The following is a 16,349-nucleotide window of genomic DNA, read 5'->3' as shown; positions in this document are numbered from 1 at the left end:
TTATGGGTCCGTTCCCACACACCGCTCCAAAATCCACCATCTCGGATGAAAACCCCGCAGGTACTGACGGTTTCGAATTTGTCGAATTCGCCAGCCCTGAGCCACAAGAACTGCGCGAGCTGTTTGCACGCATGGGCTATGCGTTGACTGGCCGTCACAAAAGCAAAAACGTTGAGTTGTGGCAGCAAGGGGATGTGACATACATTCTAAATGCAGAGCCTGGGAGTTTTGCTGCGCGTTTTGTTGACGAACATGGTCCCTGCGCCCCTGCGATGGGGTGGCGGGTCGTCGACGCAAAACAGGCCTATGACCACGCTGTGTCAAAAGGCGCAGAGCCCTATGACGCAGCCGACAAGACAATGAATGTACCGGCGATCAAAGGCATCGGTGGCTCGCTTATCTATTTCATTGACCAGTATTCCGACACCTCGCCGTTCAACGAAGAGTTTGACTGGCTGTGCGAGTCAAAGCCTCGTGGTGATGGCTTCTTCTACCTGGATCACTTGACCCACAATGTGTTCAAAGGAAATATGGACAAGTGGTTCCATTTCTACGGAGAGCTGTTCAATTTCAAGGAAATCCGGTTCTTCGATATTCAAGGCAAGTACACAGGCCTGCGCAGCCGCGCTCTGACCTCGCCATGTGGACGCATCCGTATTCCGATCAACGAGGATAGCGGTGAAACCGGTCAGATTGTTGCCTATTTGAAGAAATACAAAGGCGAGGGAATCCAACACATCGCTGTGGGTTCTGATGATATCTATACCAGCACCGATAAGATCGCTGACAAGGGTTTGAAGTTCATGCCGGGTCCGAATGAGACTTACTATGATCTGTCGTACGACAGGGTCGTGGGCCATGACGAGCCAAAAGAGCTGATGATGAAGCATGGCATTCTGATCGACGGTGAAGGCGTAGACGAAGGCGGTGAAACTAAAATCCTGCTGCAAATCTTTTCGAAGACAGTGATTGGACCGATCTTCTTTGAGTTCATTCAGCGCAAAGGCGATGATGGTTTTGGTGAGGGCAACTTTAAGGCGTTGTTTGAATCGATTGAACGTGAGCAGATCGCAAATGGCGAGATCGAGACTGCCTAACTAGGCACGATTGACTACCTGTCAAGAACGGACCCAGGAGCTAAAGCTTCTGGGTTCTTTGCTTTTAGGGGCAGTTGATTAGCCGTTGGGGATCTTTAGGGTGACGTTTCGACCGCCTTTTTGATAGCGCAATTCAGCGTCGCCTATGGCGACCACTTGCCCGCCGTCAATTCTATCTCCAACCTTGACCTTCTTGTAACGGCCCGAGGACAGCCGAACCAGTGCACGGCGGTTTGACGGCGTTCCGTAAACACCAATCAGATTGACTTTGCGCAGGTTGATCGAGTTCTCCAACGTGGCCTGTCGGGCTACGGATGCCGACGTCGGGATCGAGGGAGTTACTGTTTCAGGGGCGATGGCCGCGGCTGCTGCTTCAGCTGCTGGTCGGGTCAAAACGCCCGCAGTTGAGGCGGAGGCCGAGGCTGGGATGTTTTCCGTATTGCGCTGAGCCCGGTCGACAAGGTTGGCAAAATTTACAGGGCGGGCTTTAGGGACAACCGATGTGGCAATGGCCTGCGCTGTGGTGGGTAGGCTATCCTCGTTGGCGGGACGTGAGCTGGCGGGACGCGCGCGTGGGCGTTTCTGACCCAGTTCGGCCAAGCTGAGGCCTCCCAATTGTGCGCGTTCGGCCTGTTCTACCAGATCATCTGGTCGGGCGCGGGGACGTAGTAGCGCCAAGACAGCCTGTTGCTCGTCAATTTGTGCTTCGGCTTCAGGGTCGGGACGATTGGGGGTGGGTGGTGGTACGCGGCTGGGGCGGCCGAGATACACTATAACACCGTCGGGATTCAGGGTGCCTTCGGGAGTGGCTCGAACCAATCCGCGTTCATCGAGATCAAACGCGTTGCCTGCGGCGACAGGAGAGGTGATGAAATCCAGTTCGGCGTCTGTGGTGAAATCGGTCGTTGCTGGCAGGGCAACGGCATCCTGAGACAAGTCTGTATTGTCAATTGAAGCGACATATAGGTCGCTCAGTCCAATTACTGCGGGTAACTCGGGAACGTCAGGTAAGCTTTGCCAAATTCCGGTGGCGGCATATTGCGCAGCCTGTGACAGCTCGGGGCGTTCGACCTCTTCTGCAATACCATCAGCAACGGCTTCGGGATCTAGATCCGTTTGGATCGGCTGCCGTAGGGCGTCCAGAACTGCGCTGTCGGTGCCAGAAAGGCTGGCTGTTTCTGTTTCGATGGCAACCGGCGGGACGGCTAGAACAGACAGGTTTTCAGGGAGGGCGCTGACTTGCGGTGCGAGAATTTCTGGAACCTGATCTGGAACCGTGTTGACCTCGGGAACCGGAGGCGCGCGCGGTCCATCAGGTTGTGTTTCAGAGATTGGTTGCTGGTCTGGTGTTACGCTAGGATCAGGCCCTGAGGCGCTCACTTCCGGGCCAAAGAAAAAAATCGACCCTTTGGTATAGACCGCCCAGGCCGCTGCCGCAGCCATGAACAGCAAAAGTACCGCAATCAATGCCAGCCCCAGAAACTTTGGCTTGCCACCAACTTGCTGCGGCTCACGTAGGGCAAAGGGGTCACTACCCAACCCATCGCGAGATGGCTGCTTTACCGCAGTGGGCTGAATGCCGGATACTGTCCTTACCTTAGCTGTCTTGTTTGCAACCTTCGGCGTCTGTCTACGGCTCAAAAAGGCGGTATTGTCGGGAGTCGAAACTGGCGGAGCAACCTTGGACTGTTCATCAGGCCCGGTGACAGATGGAGCCGAAACTTGCAGTAAGGGCGCGTCGCTAGGTTCTGCAGGGCCGGATGCCTGTGCCGTGGGAGATAATTCTGGATGTTCCGGAGACGTGGCTGCTGGGGACGGGGGCTTGATAGGCAATTCGTCCGCGAGCGGCTCACGGCTGGCACCCTGTAGCGGGGGGGCAATCGCCGCATCCTGCTTACCCCGGCGGCTGCTAAAGCCGGGGATCGGCACAGGTTTGGGTTCATCAGCAGCCTCTTCGATTGAAGGGGCACCTGCAGCGGTTGGCGAAACTGGTTCGTCCAGCCCAGGCTTTGCTTCGGCTTTCTCCGTCGTTTCGACTTTGGGCGCAGCCTGTTTTTTGTTTTCAGGAGGTGTCTGAGGGAATTCGGCAGGGCCAACGTTTACAACAGCTATGCCATCCGGTTCTATTTCGATGCCACGAACAGCGCGCGTTGTACCAAAGAAGGGTTCGCCAAGGAAATCCATGTCCCCTGGTGCCGCTACAAAGCTGGTGGGGATAAACCCGTGGTCGCTGGCAAAGGTTTCAGCTTCGTCCAGAGTTTCGATGGCAACCGCTGCCACATGGGTCAACTCGCCGTCTTGCGAGAGGTCAAAGGCCAGCTCGTCGACTGGATAAGGGGTCGCGCCATCCAGCGCAGCGCGCGCCATGTCCATTCGCACACCGTCATCCACATCACCGGTGTCGATGGTTAGGTAACGTATCTGACCATTGGGGATGATCAGCTTGCAAGATATCGGTCCTGTGTCCAGTTGTTGTGCTAATGTTTGCAGATCGGTCAGAGCCACGCTCAAGTCTGGAACGTCTAAGCCCACACTGCCGACCAGCCGCCAGCCTCCGGCGGCCCGGTGCAAGAGAGAGATGCCATCCGGAGACAGCGATAATGCAAAGCCCGGTTTCATGATGTGGTTAGACCATCCAAATCGTTAGTGTCCAAGACAGTGTTGCAACCATATCGGCTTGCACTGCAACTCTAAAGCAGGAGACCGCCGAGGAAAAGGAAAACAGACATAAATGATCTTGTCAGAGTTGATTGGCGTCCTCATTTATCAGTTTTGAAAAGGAGATTTAGTATGAACAGCAAGAAATTCGTTATTTCCGCTCTGGTGCTGATGTTGTCTTCAGGCGCGGCTTGGGCGGTTGAACCCATTGTACGGCGTCAAATATCTGTTTCTGGAGACGCGAGCATACAAGTTCCACCGTCGCTTGCCTTGATAACACTGGGTGTTACCGATCGGGCAGACGAGGCCGTTGATGCGATGTCCGCAGTGTCAAAATCGATGGTCGCGGTAGTTGATCAATTGCAGAGTGTTGGGATTAAGCCTGAGGATATGCAAACCCAGCAGATTTCAGTGAATCCAAACTGGACGAAAGCGGGGTCGCTTAGTGGTGGGAATGATCGCAAGATTACCAGTTTTACAGCCAGCAACACGTTACAATTGAGAGTGCGTGATCTTGATAAGCTGGGCGAGGTTCTGGATCAGGTCCTACGGGCAGGTGCCAATGAATTTCGGGGATTACAGTTTGGCGTCGTGGATCCAAGCGAAGTGCAGGACCAGATCCGTGGTGCTGCCGTTAAGGATGCCATCCGAAAGGCTGAACAGCTGGCGACTGCCGCAGGGGTGACCCTGGGGCCCGTGCAATCAATCACCGATCAGGGCGGCAGCGGTGGATACCCTATGGCAATGGAAATGGCGCGAAGCAGTGCCATGCCTATCGAAGCGGGAGAGTTGAGTTTCTCATACACTGTTTCGGTGGTGTTTAGTATCGCCGAAACGGTAGCGGAATAAGAGAAAAGGCCGGGCGATTTGCCCGGCCTTTCACGTTTTCGGCGTAGGTACGATCAGCCGCAGGCTTTGGCCAGAGCCTGATCGAGATCCGCAATCAAATCCTTGGAATCTTCGGTTCCAATCGATAGTCGAACCACGTTGGGACCTGCACCAGCAGCCTCTTGCTGCTCCGGTGACAGCTGGCGGTGCGTGGTCGAGGCTGAGTGGATGATCAGCGACCGCGTGTCACCGAGGTTTGCCACATGGCTGAAAATTTCCAGCGAATTTACCAGCTCGACGCAGGCGTCATATCCGCCTTTGACTGCAAAGGTGAAAAGCCCACCAGCGCCTTTGGGGTAACAGGTTTGTGCCCGATCATAATACGGCGACGATGGCAGGCCAGCATAGGTGACATAGTCAACTCTTGGATCTGCCTCTAGCCAGGTTGCCACGGTCACAGCATTTTCCACATGACGCTGCATCCGCAGACTGAGGGTTTCAATGCCCATCAGCGTATAGTGCGCAGCCTGTGGGTTCATTGTCATGCCCAGATCACGCAGGCCGATGGCAATGCCATGAAAGGTGAAAGCCAGAGCCCCAAAGGTTTCGTGGAACTTCAGCCCATGATAGGCTGTTTCCGGTTCGCTGAGAGAGGGGAACTTGTCATTTGCGGACCAGTCAAACTGGCCTGAGTCAACAATGCAACCACCCGTGACGGTGCCGTTGCCCGTCAGGTATTTGGTGGTTGAATGGACCACCAATGTGGCGCCTTGCTTGATTGGGTTGCACAGGTAGGGTGTGGCCGAGGTGTTGTCGACAATCAGCGGAATGCCTGCCGCATCTGAGACATCAGCCAAGGCCCGAATATCGGTGACATAGCCGCCTGGATTGGCAATGGATTCACAGAATACTGCACGGGTGTTTTCATCAATTGCGGCCGCCACAGCGTCCAGATCGTCGGTGTCGACAAACTTGGCTTCCCAGCCAAAGCGCTTGATGGTCTGGCTCAGTTGAGTGACGGTGCCACCGTAGAGCCGGGTCGAGGCAACGACGTTGCAACCGGGCTGCATCAGTGGGAACAGCGCCATGATCTGTGCGGCGTGACCTGACGAACAACACACAGCCCCAACGCCGCCTTCAAGGGTCGCGATCCGCTCTTGCAGAACTGCCACTGTGGGGTTGGTCAAACGCGAGTAGATGAATCCAACTTCTTGAAGGTTGAACAGCGCTGCTGCGTGATCCGCATCGCGGAACACATAAGCCGTGGTTTGATAAATTGGAGTTTGCCGGGCGCCGGTGGCCGGATCCGGCTTGGCACCGGCGTGAATTTGTAATGTGTCAAACCCGTAGGTGGGAGCTTCGGTCATATGGCTGTCTCCATTAACAAAGTAACTATCATTTTGGGTGTAAGGCACCCAACGGCCTGGCACAACGAAAACGGGTGAAATTGGAACAGTCTGACCGACCTACCCCGCAAAGTAGGAATAGTTTCCGTCGATCTCTCACCCATTTCAAGCGTTCTGAACGGGTGAAAGATGGGGAATTGCTAGGCGCAAATCTACCCGGTCACCGCATCCAGAACCCGGCCTTTTTGATTTGATTGCGGATCGCCTGTTCACGCCGGGGCAGGTGGTCGCGGTCGAACATCACCCGTACTTTTTCGCCGCGCCCCTGATAGACCATGCGTTTGATCGGATCTGACCCTTTTAGAACTTTCTTGATCTTGTTGGGCGCACAAATCTGTTCAAGCACTTCAACCACACGATCGCTTTCGCGTGCGTAGAGCATCGGCAGAAGACGGTAGTGACAGCTGACGTCGCCATCCAGATAGCCCGTGGGCAGGGCATCGCGGCCGCCACCAAAGGAATGAATGACCAGTGGCAGAACAACCTGATCCAGCCAGGGGTTCAGTTCTTGCCCAATGAGTTCCGGTGGAAGGTCATTTTGGACGGATTGAGCGTATTCTAGAAAACGTGCGCCAAACACCTGTGGACAGGCGCCGTAGAAAAAACCGGCGTTGAAATAGAGATAGCGTTGCCAGTATTCGTCTGGCTGGCTCAGATCCAGGCTGCTGTCAAAATCCAATCCAAAGCGGGTGTAAAGCGCGCGCCATATCTCTGTATAGCCGGGGCCATAGAGGGTTGGCTTGGGCCAAGTCCCCTCGCGGCGAAGTGAGGCCGACGGGCGTGAGAAATCAAAAGGCACTGACATCAAGTCGCCGGTGATCAGTGTATCCGTGTCAAAGAACACAAAAGGTTCGTCCCTGGGCATGGCCTGCAAGGCTTCGATTTTGTTTCCATAGGGGTATTCCTGGCCAAACACCTTGTTCTCAAACGGTAGAATTTCTGCGCCGAGTTGCTCAAGTGTGGCCAATACATCGGCGTCGCGGATACTTGGGTTGCCGCGCCAGTTGGGGCCGGGCTGGGGAACGGCGATAAACAGGCGGCCATCGAAGTCGGGCGAGCAATGCCGCAGGGATGCTGCAAACAGCATTGCTTCGTATTGCAGCCGACCGGATTGGCCTACAATTACTATGTTAAAGGGTTTATTGCCCATACCATTCCCGTTTGCCACCTGTTGTTTGGGGCCATTGTTGCCTGTTGCCCAGACTATAGGTGTGGCGTCAGTTGTCCAAAAGACTACAATTGAATTCAGCGGATGTTTTTATTTGCCCTGCGTTATTTTTGGGAGTTTGCGATATGTTTGATCTTTTTTTGGCAGCAATTGCTGCAACAATTCAGTCCATTGGGGATGGTGTGTCGACGGGTTCGGTGACTGTAGCCCCAGTATCTGAGGTTGCATTGGTGGCCGAACCACAGGTGCCTTCTGGGCAATTCACCACTGCGGCCGAAGTGAAACCTATTTTGGGAATGACCCAAGGCAATTGGATTTCGGTGCGCGAATTTGACGGGCAGGATCTGTTGTATGTGACACATATTTGGTCATGGCGCTGTGGATTGGTTCAAATGGAACTGGGCGTGAATGGGGCGCCTCCTGAAATCTGGCCGTTGCCAGAGTGTCATCTGGACCAAGGCGCGCCCAATGGGATCACCGAAGCAGATGGTCTGCCGTATCGCAGTTACGAACTTGGCTCTATCACGCAGATCGAGGTTCACCTTACTTACGACGACTTGTCGAAGGAGCAGGTTGTGTTCAATCGGATGGGGCAGCCTCAAAACTAAGGGCAGGGCCGCAATTGGCAAGCGGTGCCATGTGGCACCGCTAAGATTTTAGATCAGCGCAGTGCTGAGAAAAGGGAAATAGCTGAGCAGGATTAGGATCAGTGTCACTGCCAGCAAGAACGGCCAAAGTGCCACAAAGATGGTGAAAGGGCGCACCCCGGACATGGCCGAGGCGATATACAACCCGACCCCAACCGGGGGCGTCAGTAGTCCCAGCACCAGATTTAGACAGATCACCACGCCAAACTGGAATGGATCGATGTCGTAGTTGTTCATCGCAATTGGCAGCAGGATCGGGGTCACCAAAATTAGGGCTGCAATCCCATCAATCAACATGCCGACAAACAGCAAACAGGCGTTGACGATCAGCAGGAAGGTGAACGGGTCCGAGGTCACGGATGAGATGAAATGTGCTAGTTTTTGCGGCAGCTCTTCATAAATGACCACCCAACCAAATACATTGGCAGCGGCAATCATGAAGATCACCAGTGATGAATTGGTAGCGGTCCGTACAAACAGTTTTCCTAAATTTCGTGGAGAGATTTCGCGGTAGATCAACCAGCCAACACCAAAGGCAATCAGTGAGGCAACAGCGGCGCTCTCGGTTGGGGTGGCGATACCAAACAGGATGCCACCAACAATGGCCAGGGGGATCAGAAAGGCGGGCAGGGAACTGCGCAATGCCGCGATGGCCTCGGGACCGGACATCCATGTACCGCGTGGAAATTGTTGTTTCAGACCGATCAGGGCGACAACAACAAAAAATGTGCTCGCCATGATCAGGCCGGGAATGATGCCTGCAATGAACAGATCTCCAATAGGCAGTTGTGCCAACACGCCATAGATAACAAACAGCATCGACGGTGGGATCACGGGGGCCAGCAACCCGCCAGCTGCGGTGGTTGCAGCGGCAAAGCCGGGATCATAGCCCTCTTTTGTCATCGCTGGCACCATAGCGCGCGACATAACAGCAATTTGGCTGGCGGCGGAGCCGATGATGGCAGCCATGAACATATTGGCCAGCAGGTTGATATAGGCCAGCCCGCCCCGAAACCCGCCAACAAACACCCGCGCAGCGTGGACCAACCGCTGGGTCATGCCGCCTTCGTTCATCAACTCACCGGTTAGGATGAACAGTGGGATTGCCATCAATCCATAATTCTCGACCCCTGCAAACATCTGCTGTGAGAAGCTGTCATATAGAACGGTATTGCCGCTGTCATAGATGTACCACAGCGCGGTCAGGGAGAGCACCAGAGCAATCGGAACAGAAGCAAACAGCAGGATCAGAAACAGAAGCGGTGTCATGGGGTGTCTTCCTCAGCTGGGGCTGGGTGGAATAGGTTGGCTGTCGCATGAAGCAGAGCGCCAAATGCAAAGACTGGTACCACGAGCCAGACCCAGATTTTTTTGATCCCCAGGGTATTGGTGGGCTCTGCGTAGACGAAGTTGAATGTAGCGCCTTGGAAGGCTTTGATGTCAAAGCCCTGCCTCGCCAGTTCCAGTGGCATGAACCAGCGCCAGCAGATCCAGATCAGCAACGCAGCAAAGACAAAGACAGTGAGATCGGCAAACCGGCCCAACACATAGCCAACGCGAGCGGGGGCAAGTTCCGGCACTAGAGTAACCGCAACGGCGCTGCGGTGATGTACCGCTGCAGAGGCTGCGAGAAAGCACATCCAGACCATGGCATAGATCGCGGCCTCATCGACCCAATAGATGGAGTTTCCCATCGCGCGGGTGACGACGTTTAGCAGGATTAGTCCGGATACAGATGCGGCGAGGGTTGCGGCGCAGAAAACTTCGACACGCGCCCAGGCTGTGGATGCCCGATACAGCATATGGCTGCCTCACTTTTTAGTTTGGGATGTCCGATCGTCGCGATGGACCGGTGTAACTTCAACGGGCCAAATTAGCTTTGGCCCGTTGGATAAAGTAAAGACTTACTTAGCTGCGTCAGCCGCTGCGCGCAGGTCGGGCAACGATGGTGCTTTGGCAGCCCAGATTGCCTCCCATTCGCCCATGACTGGGCCAAAGAACTCGGCATCCACAGTCATCACATTGATGCCAACACCGTTCAGGCTTTCGGTCCAGGCTGGAGACTTGGCAACATAGGCGTCCAGAGTGCTGTCCACGTGCTTGGCCATCAAGTCAGAGATCATCGCTTTGTCGTCATCAGACAGACCCGCATAAACCCGAGCGGAGACCAGACCCACCATTGGGAACATCATGTGGTTGGAAATCAGCAGAGTGTCAGCGTGCTCATAGTACTTCAGCACGTTGATCAGCTCGACATCCATGTCGATGGCATCAACCTGTCCATTCGCCAAAGCGTCATAAACCGCTGGTAGTGGCATTGGGGTCGGGGCTGCGCCAACCAGATTGTAGAAATCCAGAATTGGGTCAAAAGGAGTGATCCGCAGTTTCTGACCCTTAAGATCTTCAACCGATTTCACTTCGCCGCGTGTCAGGATCTGACGCATGCCGGCCGATCCATATCCAACACCCACAACGCCCGCTTCTTGGGGCAGGACATCCAGCATGCCCTTGGCTGTGTCTGATCGCAGGATTGCGGCGGCGTGCGTGATGTCATTGGCCAGATAAGGCGCATAAAATGCGCCGAGGTTGGGCACCCGGTTTGACACTTCCGCCACAGTCATAAACGCCATATCCAATGCGCCGGTCTGCAACTGCTGCAGCATCTGCGCCTCGTTGCCCAATTGGCGTGCAGGGAACACGGTAACGCTGTGCGCACCACCGGATTGCTCTGCCAGCTCAGCTCCAAAGGCTTTGGCAGCCTTGGTCCAGACGTGGGGTGGTGGGGTGATCAGGCCAAGACGAAAATCCTTGGCCTGGGCCGCAGTGGTGGCCAAAAGGGTTGCGGCAACCATTGTGGCGCCTTTGGCCAATGTTTTGAAATCCACTTTCATATTCTGTCTCCCTGATAGAATCATTGTTGTTTTTGGCGAGTTTACGCAGTCGAGCGGGCCTGGGTAGGGCTTTTTTCCTGACCCAGACCATTGGCACGTCAGTCTGGGAGATCTGCGCCACCCTTTGACTTGGAAAACCAATGAAATAAATTTTAAGCTTAAAGTAACGTCTCGGGTCAAGCAGTATTTTATGATAGCTGTTTAGATATCGGGTATATCAGTGTGCCTCTTGTCGTGATGCGCCATAGCCATCAGCTTGGAGAGGAAGGGTTTTATGCCTTAGCTGTGGCCAACGTCATGGCGTGCCACCGACACCGATTTAATCACTGCATAGCAAGACACGCCCGCCGCCAGCCCCAAAGCTTGCGCCGAGCGTCGGGTAATCCGCGCCAGCAAGTGGTCTTGTCCACATTGAAGCTGCACCACCACGCCGGGACCACCGCCCGCGCGGATTTCGGTAATTGTTGCGGACAAGATATTCAGCGCCGATAATCCTACGGGTCGTTCGCGCGACAGGATCACATCCTGGGCCAGAATGCGCACCCGGGTGCTTGCGCCGGTGGGCAGGTCGACTTGAGGCAGCATTAGAGTGCCACCTGATACAGCCAGCTCGGTCAGCCCATCGGTGTGATGGGTGGTCACGGTCGCAGGCAGCACAGCGCCGGCCTCGCGCAGGCCCAGTTGACGCACCATTCCAGGATCTGAAAAGACCTGTTCCGTGGGGCCGACCTGTGCCACCCGCCCCTGATCAAGCACCACCACCGTGTCGGCGAGCCTTGCAACCTCGGCCACAGAATGGCTCACGTAAAGAATAGGCAGGCCCGTCACATCTCGCAACTGTTCCAGATACGGCAGGATCTCTTCTTTGCGGCTTGTGTCCAATGCCGCCAAGGGTTCATCCATCAGCAGCATGCGAGGTTGCGACAAGAGCGCGCGACCAATGGCGACGCGCTGTTTTTCTCCACCGGACAGCCCGCCTGGGCGGCGGTTCAGCAGGGATGTGATGCCAAGCATGTCAGCGACATCTTCAAGTGCCGGACCAGTGTTGTCGCGCGGTGCAAAGCGACTACCGTAGGTCAGGTTGCCCAATACAGTCAGATGCGGGAACAATCGGGCGTCCTGAAATACATAGCCTAGGCGGCGGCGATGTGGCGCTACGTTTGTTCGGTGAGTGTGGTCAAACAACACTGAAGATTGCAGGGCAATGCGGCCTGACTGGGGTGTCAACAAACCGGCAACCGCATTGATCACCGTTGTTTTACCCGATCCGGACTGTCCAAACAGTGCGGTGATGCCTCCGGGCGCCTCAAATGCGACCTCGACCACAAGATCTCCCAGAGTATGGCGGATATCGACAGACAGGCTCATGTGCCGTTGACCCGTCTGGACGCGCGACGCGCCAGTATTTCGGAGGCAATTAACGCAGCCATCGCCAAGGCAACGGAAATGGCCACTAAACGCAGTGCGGCATCTTCACCACCAGGCACCTGTAGAAAACTGTAGACGGCGGAAGGTAGGGTTTGGGTCTGTCCGGGGATGTTAGCGATAAATGTGATGGTCGCGCCGAACTCCCCCATGGCCTTGGCAAAACCTAAAACCGCGCCAGCGATCAGACCGGGCAGGATCAATGGCAGGGTGACGGTGGCAAAGACCCAAAACCGCGAGGCCCCAAGTGTTGCTGCCGCCTGTTCCAGTTTGGGATCAACGGCTTCTATTGCCAATCGGATGGCCCGCACCATCAGTGGGAAACCCATAATGGCGGCGGCCAGTACCGCACCGGTCCAACGAAAAGCCAGCACCAGTCCAAAAGTTTGTTCAAGCCAAGCACCAACGGGCGCGCGGCGGCCAAAGCTGATCAACAACAGATACCCGGTTACCACCGGTGGCAGGAACAGCGGCAGATGAACAATTGCATTCAGCAGTTGCTTGCCGGGAAAACTCCAGCGCGCAAGGGCATGTGACACCAGGAGTGCGAAGGGCAGGTTCAGCAGCGTAGCCCAGATCGCGACCTTCAGCGACAATGCCACGGCCTGCCATTCCTCAGGTCCCAACCAATCCATTAGTCTTGCCCTTGCAATGGGCGAAAGCCATGGCGGGCAAACACCGCTTGTGCCGCATCGCTTCGCAGATAGTCATAGACGGCCTGCGCCTCGGGTGTGGCTGGATCGATCAGCGCCATCGGGTAGCGGATAGGGCTATGGGTTTGGGCTGGAAACAGACCCAACAGGCGCACGTGAGGTGATGCCCCCAGATCACTAGCGTAGACGATGCCCAATTGTGCTTCGCCTGTAGCTACCAATCGTAGTGCCGCGCGCACATTGTCGGTTTGGACAACTTTGCCCTGCACGTTTTCCCAGGCACCCAGTGACGTCAGTGCCTCGCGTCCGTAAATTCCCGCAGGGACCGCGTTCACCAGTGCCATCGCCAACACGCCATCGCCAAGTGTCGCAGCCAGTTCAAATCCGGGGGCAGGGGAGAGCGTAATGGAGCTATTCGGAGCCGCAATTAGGGCCAATTGATTGCTCAGCAGGTCAGTGCGGCTGCCTGGCATCAGCAATCCATCGTCTTCCAATACCTGCATCCAGGTAGTATTCGCGGATAGAAACAGCTGCGCTGGTGCGCCCAGACGAATTTGTCGGGTCAAAGCGGAACTGCCGCCATATGCAATATGCAATTTTCCGCCACCGTAGGACTGGGCCAACTCGTCCAGCGCGTTTTTAAGGCTGGCGGCTGCGAATAGTGTGACCTCCTCTGCCACTAACCATCCGGGCGCGAGCGAAACACAAACTACCAGAGCTAGGATAAAGCAATAGGAGCGGCGGAGCAGTGATAGCATAACGATCAGGGCGCTATCAGCGTTACGCCGGGGATGCGTTGTAGTTGATACATATCCTCGTCATAAATACTGGTCAGTGTTTCTATCAGCTCTTCGGTCCATCCCGGCAGGTCCAGCTCTTCTTCCAGGGCTTCTTCAATGGCAAACTTGTCAAGAAAAGCTGCATAGACACGACGCTTTTGCATTTCGCTCAGATCGCTATGCGCCTCTAGATAAGCGCGCAGTCGTGTTAGGCCTTCGGGGGACATAATTGTGGCTAACAGATCCAGATCACCTAGCAAGGTTTTGTGCGTCTCAACGCCAACCATGTCCCGCATGATCTGCCCCCATGTCAGGGGCATATCCTCATAACACCAGACAGTTAGTGGAATGACCGGCACCGCCTGTCGTAACCGGCCCATCATTTCTGACCAGCGTAGCTGCCGGGGATCGGTCTGTTTCATGACTTCGCGCAGCCGTTTTGGAGCGGCTTTTTGGAGGAGGGCAGGCAAAAATCCGGCAGGGTTGCGCAGACCCATAAAGATCTCGATTTGATCATGGGGGAAAAGCTGCTGCAGATCGCGCATCCGCTGCACCGCTTCCGGGTAGAGGCAATCACCTTCTAGCGCGTTGCGTTGTGATCCAAAAAAATGTGGATTGGACAACACCACGCGGTTGGCGTCTTCTTCGTCCAGAATGGCGTCCCACAGGACATCCCGCGAATCTGGAGCTGGTGACCCGGCCTCCAATGCGGCAAAGCAGTCTTTCAGCAAAGTCCGGTACTTTCCTGGACCAGGGACTGCTACACCTTGTTTAGAGAGATCTTCCTTGTTGCGCAGCAGACTTTTCAACAGGCGGTCTTCTTCGGTGGCATGAGCGCCGGTGTGAACAATAACCTGCATCTGAAAGCCGTATCTCCCGATGAATGCGATAGCTTGTCTTGACTAATGCCAGTGGCCGGTCAGGTCAAACGGCTTGGTGCTTGATAGCAGTTTTGAATTTTTTTCGCCAACTGGCCATTTAAGGTGATTTTGCGTCTTGCGCGTCTTTGAAAGAGAGGCTAATCCGTGCCTCGGAAGCCCCTATAGCTCAGCTGGTAGAGCAACTGATTTGTAATCAGTAGGTCCGCGGTTCGAGTCCGTGTGGGGGCACCATTCTATCCATTCAATTCAAATACTTAGGCCGCGTGCGCTTTGGTGCGCGATTTACTTCGTCGTAACTTTGCGGATGGGGCTGGGCCCGGTCAGCATGGTATCTCGCAATGAAAGCCCTGATATACGACCATCTCAACAGTCATGGGATAGATTGAGTGCATTGCTGTGCCACAGACAGGTCAATGTAGGTACCTGCGCCGCAGTCTGCCTGGTTTATGATTCTCCGTTCCACCCTCTAGGCTAGGAGATCCGCTTCGACGACAAGCGGGGGGGGGGGGACCTGGACCCGCCGACAGGAGTCCCGCCGTTCACGTTACCTCCCCAACCCCAGAAGCAAGCGAAGCGTAGAAAGGCAAACGGTTGGATCCTGCAGTTGGCCGTCCAATTTTGCGCCGCACCACATGTCTGCGGGACGAACGCGAGCGCCATCAAGGCTAACGTTAGCCCAATCACTTTGAAGGGGATCACAACTATGGCTAAAGCCGACTATGCTAAGCGCCATGCGTTCGCGACCGCATATGCCGAGTTAGGCAATGCTTCGAAAGCAGCTCGTTTTGCGGGTGTACCCAGTACTTCAGCTCACAGCATGGGCTACAAGTGGCTTCGCGACCCCCACGTTGCCTCGATGATCAAAGAGGCACTGGATGAACGTCTAAAGTCGCTCAGCCCAACGGCTCTGCAGGTCATTGAGCAACTGATGGTGTGTGAAATGACCCCGCCACACACGCGGTTGCAGGCCGCACGAGATGTTTTGGATCGACTTGGTTGGATACCTCCTAAGCGCCAGGACGCTGTGATGCCAACCGAACAAAAAGACATCACGGAACTAACTAGGGCAGAGCTTGAAGCGTTAGCTTCTGGAGATCCCTACATTCGGCTAGACGATGACGCGTTGGAGTTTCTGCACCACAGTTACCAAAAGCATTCGTGACAGAAATTTTTGCGTACTTCCCTGCCCAAAGCAACGCGATCAATGCAATTCTCTGAGCAAGTCGAGACATACATACATACTACTAAGGTTAGTAGTATGTATGTGATGCTCTCCTAACGCTGCGCACTGAGGCGGTTATTAATGTTCACTGTTCAGCCAAATATGAGTGGATGAAGTCACAACCAGCCCCAAGCCCACAAGTTGTGAAATTGCGTTATCGAGTGCGCGTCGCTTTTTGCTCGTGTCAGGCAAATCAAAAGCGTTTGCACCTTGTTTCCGAAAACCGGCCAAATCAGCCGCAATAACAGATTTCATTTCGCCAGTTTCTTCCGAAATCTCCTCACCTTGAGTTTCCAGAAATGCGGTCAATGCATCTAGGGCGGTCCGGTTGTTACCTTTCACCAGAGCATAGGCGTCCTTGCTTTCCTGGCATTCTACAAACTCGATCTGGGCAGAGGATTTCACCCCAGCGTCGCCCTCGGTTGGTTTCAGCTTAAAGGCGCAGACTAACCCAGCTTCGCGGTCTTTCTGTTTTTCAGCTGTGACCGTTGTAGTTTCAACGGACTTCTTCAGTCGAAGGACCGTGTCACAGGCTGCAAATAGCGATGAGTGGCCGCGCATTCCCCGATCTTGTAAGGTGCGGTTACCCGTGGTACATCCCGTTTGTTGACTATAGCTTTTCCCTGAGGACTTCGTAAGGCGTCTTTCCGTCGTGTGCGCCGTGAGGTCGGTGGAAGTTGTAAAAGCTCTCCCA

General features: G+C 54.9%; 15 protein-coding genes, 1 tRNA gene and 1 pseudogene. 5 read left to right on the top strand and 12 right to left on the bottom strand.

All coding sequences use genetic code 11. The annotated features are described in order from the left end of the window. The first annotated feature begins 2 nt into the window (after positions 1-2). Positions 3-1,097, top strand: a complete 1,095-nt coding sequence (hppD, locus tag FEE96_RS06265) for a 4-hydroxyphenylpyruvate dioxygenase (protein WP_138162176.1) — start codon at positions 3-5, stop codon at positions 1,095-1,097. Positions 1,098-1,175: 78 nt separating this feature from the next. Here the strand turns inward: hppD and FEE96_RS06260 are convergent, their stop codons facing one another. Continuing rightward, positions 1,176-3,716, bottom strand: coding sequence for a hypothetical protein (locus tag FEE96_RS06260; protein ID WP_138162175.1), 2,541 nt, complete (start codon positions 3,714-3,716; stop codon positions 1,176-1,178). A 171-nt stretch (positions 3,717-3,887) separates the two neighbouring features. Here FEE96_RS06260 and FEE96_RS06255 point away from each other — a divergent pair, with 171 nt between their 5' ends. After that, positions 3,888-4,604, top strand: a complete 717-nt coding sequence (locus FEE96_RS06255; RefSeq protein WP_138162174.1) for an SIMPL domain-containing protein — start codon at positions 3,888-3,890, stop codon at positions 4,602-4,604. A gap of 53 nt (positions 4,605-4,657) precedes the next feature. Here FEE96_RS06255 and FEE96_RS06250 read toward each other — a convergent pair whose 3' ends face one another. Together FEE96_RS06250 and FEE96_RS06245 are read right to left on the bottom strand one after the other, a co-directional pair. Further along, positions 4,658-5,950 carry an O-acetylhomoserine aminocarboxypropyltransferase/cysteine synthase family protein gene (locus FEE96_RS06250; protein WP_138162173.1) on the bottom strand — a complete coding sequence of 431 codons (1,293 nt, stop codon included), beginning with the start codon at positions 5,948-5,950 and terminating at the stop codon, positions 4,658-4,660. A 199-nt stretch (positions 5,951-6,149) separates the two neighbouring features. Next, complete coding sequence (locus FEE96_RS06245) at positions 6,150-7,139, bottom strand: hypothetical protein (protein ID WP_138162172.1); 990 nt, start codon at positions 7,137-7,139, stop codon at positions 6,150-6,152. 143 nt (positions 7,140-7,282) lie between these two features. Here FEE96_RS06245 and FEE96_RS06240 point away from each other — a divergent pair, with 143 nt between their 5' ends. Then, positions 7,283-7,765, top strand: coding sequence for a hypothetical protein (locus FEE96_RS06240; protein WP_138162171.1), 483 nt, complete (start codon positions 7,283-7,285; stop codon positions 7,763-7,765). Between the two features lie 48 nt (positions 7,766-7,813). Here FEE96_RS06240 and FEE96_RS06235 read toward each other — a convergent pair whose 3' ends face one another. From FEE96_RS06235 to FEE96_RS06205, 7 genes are all read right to left on the bottom strand, one after another. Continuing rightward, on the bottom strand, positions 7,814-9,073 hold the full coding sequence (locus FEE96_RS06235; protein ID WP_138162170.1) for a TRAP transporter large permease: 1,260 nt from the start codon (positions 9,071-9,073) through the stop codon (positions 7,814-7,816). Then, positions 9,070-9,606, bottom strand: coding sequence for a TRAP transporter small permease (locus FEE96_RS06230; protein WP_138162169.1), 537 nt, complete (start codon positions 9,604-9,606; stop codon positions 9,070-9,072). The genes FEE96_RS06235 and FEE96_RS06230 overlap by 4 nt, the downstream gene beginning before the upstream one ends. 102 nt (positions 9,607-9,708) lie before the next feature. Further along, a complete protein-coding gene (locus FEE96_RS06225; protein ID WP_138162168.1) occupies positions 9,709-10,695 on the bottom strand; it encodes a TRAP transporter substrate-binding protein in 987 nt (328 codons plus the stop codon). Between the two features lie 279 nt (positions 10,696-10,974). Continuing rightward, positions 10,975-12,063, bottom strand: a complete 1,089-nt coding sequence (gene modC, locus FEE96_RS06220) for a molybdenum ABC transporter ATP-binding protein (RefSeq protein WP_138162167.1) — start codon at positions 12,061-12,063, stop codon at positions 10,975-10,977. Further along, complete coding sequence (gene modB / locus FEE96_RS06215; RefSeq protein WP_138162166.1) at positions 12,060-12,755, bottom strand: molybdate ABC transporter permease subunit; 696 nt, start codon at positions 12,753-12,755, stop codon at positions 12,060-12,062. Before modB ends, modC begins: the two co-directional genes overlap by 4 nt. Further along, positions 12,755-13,453: a molybdate ABC transporter substrate-binding protein gene (modA, locus tag FEE96_RS06210; protein WP_246079325.1), complete on the bottom strand. Its 699-nt coding sequence runs from the start codon at positions 13,451-13,453 to the stop codon at positions 12,755-12,757. Before modA ends, modB begins: the two co-directional genes overlap by 1 nt. Before the next feature lie 83 nt (positions 13,454-13,536). Then, complete coding sequence (locus tag FEE96_RS06205; RefSeq protein ID WP_138162164.1) at positions 13,537-14,412, bottom strand: hypothetical protein; 876 nt, start codon at positions 14,410-14,412, stop codon at positions 13,537-13,539. Between the two features lie 176 nt (positions 14,413-14,588). On the opposite strand from FEE96_RS06205, the gene FEE96_RS06200 reads away from it, so the two are divergent. Together FEE96_RS06200 and FEE96_RS06195 are read left to right on the top strand one after the other, a co-directional pair. Continuing rightward, positions 14,589-14,664, top strand: a tRNA-Thr gene (locus FEE96_RS06200). A gap of 472 nt (positions 14,665-15,136) precedes the next feature. Then, the gene (locus FEE96_RS06195; protein ID WP_138162163.1) at positions 15,137-15,595 is read left to right on the top strand and encodes a terminase small subunit; all 459 of its coding nucleotides are present in this window, start codon (positions 15,137-15,139) and stop codon (positions 15,593-15,595) included. A 138-nt stretch (positions 15,596-15,733) separates the two neighbouring features. On the opposite strand, the gene FEE96_RS06190 is transcribed toward FEE96_RS06195, so the two are convergent. Together FEE96_RS06190 and FEE96_RS06185 are read right to left on the bottom strand one after the other, a co-directional pair. After that, the gene (locus FEE96_RS06190) at positions 15,734-16,216 is read right to left on the bottom strand and encodes a hypothetical protein (RefSeq protein ID WP_138162162.1); all 483 of its coding nucleotides are present in this window, start codon (positions 16,214-16,216) and stop codon (positions 15,734-15,736) included. Positions 16,217-16,265: 49 nt separating this feature from the next. Further along, positions 16,266-16,349: pseudogene (locus FEE96_RS06185) on the bottom strand (IS481 family transposase); the annotation flags it as partial.

Origin of the sequence: Parasedimentitalea maritima (genome assembly GCF_005771405.1) — a bacterium.
Taxonomy (GTDB): Bacteria; Pseudomonadota; Alphaproteobacteria; order Rhodobacterales; family Rhodobacteraceae; genus Parasedimentitalea; species Parasedimentitalea maritima.
The sequence above is the reverse complement of the archived record's forward strand: the minus strand, read 5'-3'. Positions and strand labels throughout refer to the sequence as shown.

Excerpts from the sequence above, each read along its gene's own strand:
- FEE96_RS06235 (WP_138162170.1), bottom strand. The coding sequence starts at position 9,073 with ATGACACCGCTTCTGTTTCTGATCCTGCTGTTTGCTTCTGTTCCGATT.
- hppD (WP_138162176.1), top strand. The coding sequence starts at position 3 with ATGGGTCCGTTCCCACACACCGCTCCAAAATCCACCATCTCGGATGAA.
- FEE96_RS06245 (WP_138162172.1), bottom strand. The coding sequence starts at position 7,139 with ATGGGCAATAAACCCTTTAACATAGTAATTGTAGGCCAATCCGGTCGG.
- FEE96_RS06195 (WP_138162163.1), top strand. The coding sequence starts at position 15,137 with ATGGCTAAAGCCGACTATGCTAAGCGCCATGCGTTCGCGACCGCATAT.
- FEE96_RS06260 (WP_138162175.1), bottom strand. The coding sequence starts at position 3,716 with ATGAAACCGGGCTTTGCATTATCGCTGTCTCCGGATGGCATCTCTCTC.
- FEE96_RS06250 (WP_138162173.1), bottom strand. The coding sequence starts at position 5,950 with ATGACCGAAGCTCCCACCTACGGGTTTGACACATTACAAATTCACGCC.
- modC (WP_138162167.1), bottom strand. The coding sequence starts at position 12,063 with ATGAGCCTGTCTGTCGATATCCGCCATACTCTGGGAGATCTTGTGGTC.
- FEE96_RS06230 (WP_138162169.1), bottom strand. The coding sequence starts at position 9,606 with ATGCTGTATCGGGCATCCACAGCCTGGGCGCGTGTCGAAGTTTTCTGC.
- FEE96_RS06190 (WP_138162162.1), bottom strand. The coding sequence starts at position 16,216 with ATGCGCGGCCACTCATCGCTATTTGCAGCCTGTGACACGGTCCTTCGA.
- FEE96_RS06205 (WP_138162164.1), bottom strand. The coding sequence starts at position 14,412 with ATGCAGGTTATTGTTCACACCGGCGCTCATGCCACCGAAGAAGACCGC.
- FEE96_RS06240 (WP_138162171.1), top strand. The coding sequence starts at position 7,283 with ATGTTTGATCTTTTTTTGGCAGCAATTGCTGCAACAATTCAGTCCATT.
- modB (WP_138162166.1), bottom strand. The coding sequence starts at position 12,755 with ATGGATTGGTTGGGACCTGAGGAATGGCAGGCCGTGGCATTGTCGCTG.
- FEE96_RS06255 (WP_138162174.1), top strand. The coding sequence starts at position 3,888 with ATGAACAGCAAGAAATTCGTTATTTCCGCTCTGGTGCTGATGTTGTCT.
- FEE96_RS06225 (WP_138162168.1), bottom strand. The coding sequence starts at position 10,695 with ATGAAAGTGGATTTCAAAACATTGGCCAAAGGCGCCACAATGGTTGCC.